Below are 6168 nucleotides of genomic sequence, written 5' to 3' on the forward strand. Positions count from 1 at the left end.
TCCCTCTTCGTGTTTCCGTCCGTGTCGGAACGCTGTGTCAGTCCCGGTGGGACGGTCTGTCAGTCGTGCCAGGCGCCGAGCTCGTCCAGGCGGGCCTGGACGAGTTCGAAGAGGCCGGGTGGGGCCGCGATGGTCAGGTCGGGTGAGAGGGGCTCTGAGGGGCGGCCACCGGTCAGGGCGCCCGCCTCCCGGGCGATGAGGTCGCCGGCCGCGTAGTCCCAGGCGTTCAGGCCGCGCTCGTAGTACGCGTCGAGGCGGCCCACGGCCACGTCGCACAGGTCGATCGCCGCCGAGCCCCCGCGGCGGATGTCGCGCACGTGGGGGATCAGCTCGCGCAGCACGTCGGCCTGCCTGGCCCGGCGCTCGGCGCGATAGCCGAAGCCGGTGCCGACGAGGGCCAGCCCCAGCTCCGGGGCGGGGCGCACGCGCGCGGGGCGGTCGTTGACGTACGCGCCCTGGCCCAGGACCGCCCGGTAGGTCTCGCCGCGCATCGGGGCGTGGACCACGCCGACAACCGTCTCGTCGTCCACCCGGGCCGCGATGGACACGGCCCAGCTCGGCAGGCCGTACAGGTAGTTCACCGTGCCGTCGATGGGGTCGATCACCCACTGGACGCCGTTGGAACCCTCGACGCTGGCGCCCTCCTCGCCGAGCACGCCGTCCTGCGGTCGGCGCTCGGCCAGCAGGCCGGTGATCAGCTTCTCGGAGGCGACGTCCATCTCGGTGACGACGTCGACCGAGCTGGACTTGGTGGCGGCCACACCGAGGTCGTCGGGTCGACCGTCACGCAGGAAGGTCCCCGCGCGGTGGGCGGCGTCGAGGGCTATGGCGAGCAGTTCGGCGTACAACCCGTCCTGCTGCTCCGGCTGGTCTGTCACAGTGCTCCTCACGCGTACGGGCTGTCGGCGCCCGCGGCGGCGGGCTGCGGGGCGCGGGCCGGGCAGCAGCCCACCGGGCACAGGTTGTGGCTCGCGCCGAGTGCGCCCAGGGCGCAGGGGGTCACGTCCTGGCCCCGCTCGACCGCCGCGCGCTCCAGGACCAGGTCGCGGATGGCGGCGGCGAACCTCGGGTCGGCGCCCACGGTGGCCGAGCGGCGCACCGGCAGGCCCAGCTCCTCGCCCTTGGCCATGGCCTCGGTGTCGAGGTCGTACAGGACCTCCATGTGGTCCGAGACGAACCCGATGGGCGCCATCACGACGGCCGGGGCCCCGGCCTTGTGCAGCTCCTCCAGGTGGTCGCAGATGTCCGGCTCCAGCCACGGGATGTGCGGGGCGCCGGAGCGGGACTGGTAGACGAGCTGCCAGGGGTGGTCGACGCCGGTGCGCTCGCGCACGGCGTCGGCGATGAGCCCGGAGACGTCCAGATGCTCCGCGACGTACGCGCCGCCGTCCCCGTGCTCCTCGACCGGGCCGGAGGTGTCCGCCGAGGCGTTCGGGATGGAGTGGGTGCAGAAGGCGATGTGGGCGCCGTCCCGGACGTCCTCGGGGAGGTCGGCGAGTGACTTCAGGACACCGTCGATCATGGGCTCCAGGAAGCCCGGGTGGTTGAAGTAGTGCCGGATCTTGTCGATCCTCGGCAGTTCCAGCCCCTCGGCCTCCAGGGCGGCCAGCGACTCGGCCAGGTTCTCGCGGTACTGGCGGCAGCCCGAGTACGAGGCGTACGCGCTGGTGGCGAGGACCAGGATGCGGCGGCGGCCGTCGGCGACCATCTCGCGCAGGGTGTCGGTCAGGTAGGGCGCCCAGTTGCGGTTGCCCCAGTAGATCGGCAGATCCACGCCGTTCTCCGCGAAGTCCTTGCGGAGCGCGTCGAGCAGGGCGCGGTTCTGGTCGTTGATGGGGCTGACCCCGCCGAACAGGAAGTAGTGCTGCCCGACTTCCTTGAGGCGTTCCTTGGGGATGCCGCGCCCCCGCGTCACGTTCTCCAGGAACGGGACCACGTCGTCCGGGCCCTCCGGGCCGCCGAACGAGAGCAGGAGCAGGGCGTCGTAGGGGGTGGCGTCGTGCGCTTGTGGCATGACTCAGATCCTGCCACCCGGCGCCGACAACCGGGATCCCGGCCCATGCCCGAGAGTGACTTAGGGTCACCTGACCCGTAAGCTGTATCGGCTCACTTGACGCCTTACAGCATCTCTAGGGGGCGTTTCCCGCACGTCCCGCACCCATCGGAGACCTCCGTGCCCAGCCCCTATGCCGCCCTGTTCACCGCTCCAGGCACCAGGGCCTTCACCGTCGCCGGTCTCCTCGGCCGGATGCCGCTGTCGATGATGGGCATCGGCGTGGTCACGATGATCTCCCAGTTGACCGGGCGCTACGGCCTCGCGGGCGCCCTGTCCGCGACCATCGCGCTGTCCGCCGCCGTGCTCGGCCCGCAGATCTCCCGTCTGGTGGACCAGTACGGGCAACGGCGGGTGCTGCGCCCGGCGACGCTCTTCGCGCTGGCCGCGGCGGCGGGGCTGCTGTTCGCCGCGCACTACGGGTGGCCGGACTGGGTGCTGTACGTCTGCTCGGCCGGCATCGGCTGTGTGCCGAGCCTCGGCGCGATGACCCGTGCGCGCTGGGCGGCGCTCTACCGGGGCACCCCGCAGCTGCACACGGCGTACTCGTTCGAGTCGGTCGTCGACGAGATCTGCTTCATCTTCGGGCCGATCATCTCCATCGGGCTGTCCACCGCGTGGTTCCCGGAGGCCGGGCCGCTGCTCGCCGGGGGCTTCCTCGCGGCCGGTGTCTTCTGGCTGACCGCCCAGCGCGCCACCGAGCCGGGGCCGCACCCGCGCGAGCGGCACGACAAGCGCGGTTCGGCTCTGCGGTCGCCCGGACTGCGGGTCCTGGTGGCCACCTTCGTGGCGACCGGGGCGATCTTCGGGGCCGTCGACGTGGTCACCGTGGCCTTCGCCGAGGAGCAGGGCCACAAGGCCGCGGCGAGCGTGGTCCTGGCGATCTACGCGGCCGGTTCCTGTCTTGCGGGCATCGTCTTCGGGCTGCTGCGTTTCTCGGGCGCCGCGGAGCTTCGATGGCTGCTGGGCGTGTGCGGCATGGCCGTGAGTATGATCCCCCTCCTACTGGTCGGAAACTTGCCGTTTCTGGCCGTGGCGCTCTTCGTCGCCGGCCTGTCCATCGCACCCACGATGATCACGACGATGGCCCTGATCGAGGAGCACGTACCACGCGCGCAACTGACCGAGGGCATGACCTGGGTGAGCACCGGCCTCGCGGTCGGCGTCGCGCTCGGCTCCTCCGTGTCCGGCTGGGTGATCGACGCAGCCGGGGCGAAGGCCGGGTACGGGGTTCCGGCGGTGTCCGGAGCCGTCGCGGCCACGGTCGGTTTCCTCGGGTACCGCCGGCTGCGCAGGCCGGCACCGGATCGGGGAGGGCCCCATGAGCACCACAGTGATCGGCAAGAGCGGCACGTGGCGTAACTGGGCGGGTAACGTCACCGCCCGGCCCGTACGGGAGGTCACCCCGGCCACCGTCGAGGAACTCGCCGCGGCCGTACGGAAGGCCGCCGAGGACGACCTCAGGGTGAAGGCTGTCGGTACGGGGCACTCCTTCACGGCCGCCGCCGCGACCGACGGCGTATTGATCCGCCCTCAACTGCTGACCGGCATCCGCAAGATTGACCGTGACGCCATGACCGTCACGGTGGGTGCCGGCACCCCGCTCAAGAGACTCAATGTCGCGCTCGCGCGCGAGGGGCTGTCGCTCACGAACATGGGCGACATCATGGAGCAGACGGTCTCCGGCGCCACCAGCACCGGCACGCACGGCACCGGGCGCGACTCGGCCTCGATCGCCGCCCAGATACGGGGACTTGAGCTGGTGACGGCCGACGGCTCGGTCCTCACCTGTTCCGAGACGGAGAACCCTGATGTCTTCGCGGCGGCCCGGGTCGGCATCGGCGCCCTGGGCATCGTCACCGCGATCACCTTCGCCGTGGAGCCGATCTTCCTGCTGACGGCGCGCGAGGAGCCGATGCCGTTCGAGAAGGTGCTGGCCGAGTTCGACGAACTCCACGCCGAGAACGAGCACTTCGAGTTCTACTGGTTCCCGCACACCGGCAACACCAACACCAAGCGCAACAACCGCAGCGCGGGCCCCGAGAAGCCCGTACCTCAGCTGAGCGGCTGGTTCGAGGACGAGTTCCTCTCCAACGGTGTCTTCCAGGTGGCCAACTGGGTCGGGCAGGCGGTTCCCGCCACCATCCCGACGATCGCGCAGATTTCCAGCCGCGCCCTGTCCGCGCGGACCTACACCGACATCCCTTACAAGGTCTTCACGTCTCCGCGCCGAGTGCGTTTCGTGGAGATGGAGTTCGCCGTGCCGCGCGAGGCCCTGGTGGACACGCTGCGTGAACTCAAGGCGATGGTGGACCGTTCGAGACTGCGCGTCAGCTTCCCCGTGGAGGTCCGCACCGCCCCGGCCGACGACATCACGCTCTCCACCGCCTCCGGTCGCGAGAGCGCGTACGTGGCCGTGCACATGTTCAAGGGCACGCCCTATCAGGCGTACTTCACGGCCGCCGAGCGGATCTTCATCGCGCACGAGGGACGGCCGCACTGGGGCAAGGTGCACACGCGCGACACGGACTACTTCTCCAAGGTCTATCCGCGCTTCGGCGAGTTCACTGCTCTGCGTGACCGGCTCGATTCCGAACGGCGGTTCCAGAACGACTACTTGCGCCGAGTGCTGGGGGCGTAGCCGGAGCAGGGGGTTCCGGTGATCGTGTGAAGCGTCCCCCTCCCCGTGGTCGCGAAGAGGGCTGTTCCGGCGGCCGATTGCCGTCATCCAGGAGAAGTCGAGCGGCGTGCCGATCCACGCAAGTGGCCCGAATGGAGTACTGTTGCGAGCCCTGGGTCCGGACTCCCGCCAGGGTGTCCGGGGCCTTCGAGGACCGCCGGGAGGGGGATCGTTGCACAGGGTGATGAGGTTCGTCACTTAGCGTTGCGAATAGGTAACCGTGCCATAACGGCGGCCTCGGGCCCACGCCCGACACGCCGGGCAACTCGGCAAGGTTGTGGCAGGCTGCACCCGGGCAGGCCACACTCGACTAGCGGAAGCAGCGACGCACGTGACGTCGGCAGGCACCACCCGGGAGGTCCCCATGCCCGAACTGCGTGTCGTGGCCGTCTCCAATGACGGCACACGGCTGGTGCTGAAGGCTGCCGATTCCACGGAGTACACGCTGCCGATCGACGAGCGGCTGCGTGCCGCCGTGCGCGGGGATCGGCCGCGCCTCGGCCAGATCGAGATCGAGGTCGAGAGCCATCTCCGCCCCCGCGACATCCAGGCGCGTATACGTGCGGGCGCCACGGCGGAAGAGGTCGCGCAGCTCGCAGGCATCCCCGTCGATCGCGTACGCCGTTTCGAGGGTCCCGTACTGGCCGAGCGCGCCTTCATGGCGGAGCGGGCCCGGAAGACCCCTGTGCGCCGTCCCGGCGAGAACGCCGCCGGGCCCCAGCTCGGTGAGGCCGTCCAGGAGCGGCTGCTGATCCGGGGGGCGGAGAAGGACACCGTCCAGTGGGACTCGTGGCGTCGCGACGACGGCACCTGGGAGGTCCTGCTGGTGTACCGGGTCGCGGGCGAGCCGCACTCGGCGAGCTGGACGTACGACCCGCCCCGTCGGCTCGTGCAGGCCGTCGACGACGAGGCGCGTTCCCTGATCGGCGAGTCCGACGACCTCGGGACGCCCGAGCCGAGCTTCCCGTTCGTGCCGAGGATCGCGCGGCTGCCGCGCGATCGCCCTATGGACCGTCAGGCGGAACGTCCCGTCCTGCCCGCGGTGCCCGAGTCCGACGAGGAGGGCGTGAGCGAGCGCGACTCGCTCACCAGCATCCTCGAAGCCGTACCGAGCTACCGGGGCGACCTGGTGGTGCCCGAACTGCCCTCCGCGGAGCCGCAGGAGGAGTCCGTCGACGAAGCGGTGGAGGAGGAGTCCGCGGCGCCCGCGGCCTCGGCCGGCTCCGCCTACGCGGACGTCCTCATGCCGCCGCGGTCGGTCAACGGCCACCGTGACCGGCTGATCGGCGCCACCGATCGGCAGGCCGAGGCCGACGGTGTCCGGCCGGGCCGTCGCGCGGCGGTGCCGAGCTGGGACGAGATCGTGTTCGGTACGCGACGCAAGAAACAGGAGTAGCAGGGCCAGGACGGTGTGCGGGGCCGGTCGTTTCCGTAG

General features: G+C 70.8%; 5 protein-coding genes. 3 read left to right on the top strand and 2 right to left on the bottom strand.

What is annotated here, in order from left to right:
* Positions 1 to 59: 59 nt before the first annotated feature.
* The gene (locus tag STRIP9103_RS02260) at positions 60 to 878 is read right to left on the bottom strand and encodes an inositol monophosphatase family protein (protein ID WP_009296257.1); all 819 of its coding nucleotides are present in this window, start codon (positions 876 to 878) and stop codon (positions 60 to 62) included.
* Between the two features lie 8 nt (positions 879 to 886).
* Complete coding sequence (locus STRIP9103_RS02265; RefSeq protein WP_009296255.1) at positions 887 to 2014, bottom strand: ferrochelatase; 1128 nt, start codon at positions 2012 to 2014, stop codon at positions 887 to 889.
* A gap of 159 nt (positions 2015 to 2173) precedes the next feature.
* Here STRIP9103_RS02265 and STRIP9103_RS02270 point away from each other — a divergent pair, with 159 nt between their 5' ends.
* The 3 genes from STRIP9103_RS02270 (at position 2174) to sepH (ending at position 6129) form a co-directional block, all read left to right on the top strand.
* A complete protein-coding gene (locus STRIP9103_RS02270) occupies positions 2174 to 3415 on the top strand; it encodes an MFS transporter (RefSeq protein WP_009296249.1) in 1242 nt (413 codons plus the stop codon).
* Entirely contained in the window at positions 3375 to 4694 is a 1320-nt protein-coding gene (locus tag STRIP9103_RS02275) for a D-arabinono-1,4-lactone oxidase (RefSeq protein ID WP_048819552.1), read from the top strand. Before STRIP9103_RS02270 ends, STRIP9103_RS02275 begins: the two co-directional genes overlap by 41 nt.
* A 403-nt stretch (positions 4695 to 5097) precedes the next feature.
* Positions 5098 to 6129, top strand: a complete 1032-nt coding sequence (gene sepH, locus STRIP9103_RS02280; protein WP_048819553.1) for a septation protein SepH — start codon at positions 5098 to 5100, stop codon at positions 6127 to 6129.
* Positions 6130 to 6168: the final 39 nt, after the last annotated feature.

This window comes from Streptomyces ipomoeae 91-03 (assembly GCF_000317595.1).
Taxonomy (GTDB): domain Bacteria; phylum Actinomycetota; class Actinomycetes; order Streptomycetales; family Streptomycetaceae; genus Streptomyces; species Streptomyces ipomoeae.

Bases quoted from the DNA above. Each gene is read 5' to 3' on its own strand.
- STRIP9103_RS02265 (WP_009296255.1), bottom strand. From the start codon at position 2,014: ATGCCACAAGCGCACGACGCCACCCCCTACGACGCCCTGCTCCTGCTC.
- STRIP9103_RS02275 (WP_048819552.1), top strand. From the start codon at position 3,375: ATGAGCACCACAGTGATCGGCAAGAGCGGCACGTGGCGTAACTGGGCG.
- sepH (WP_048819553.1), top strand. From the start codon at position 5,098: ATGCCCGAACTGCGTGTCGTGGCCGTCTCCAATGACGGCACACGGCTG.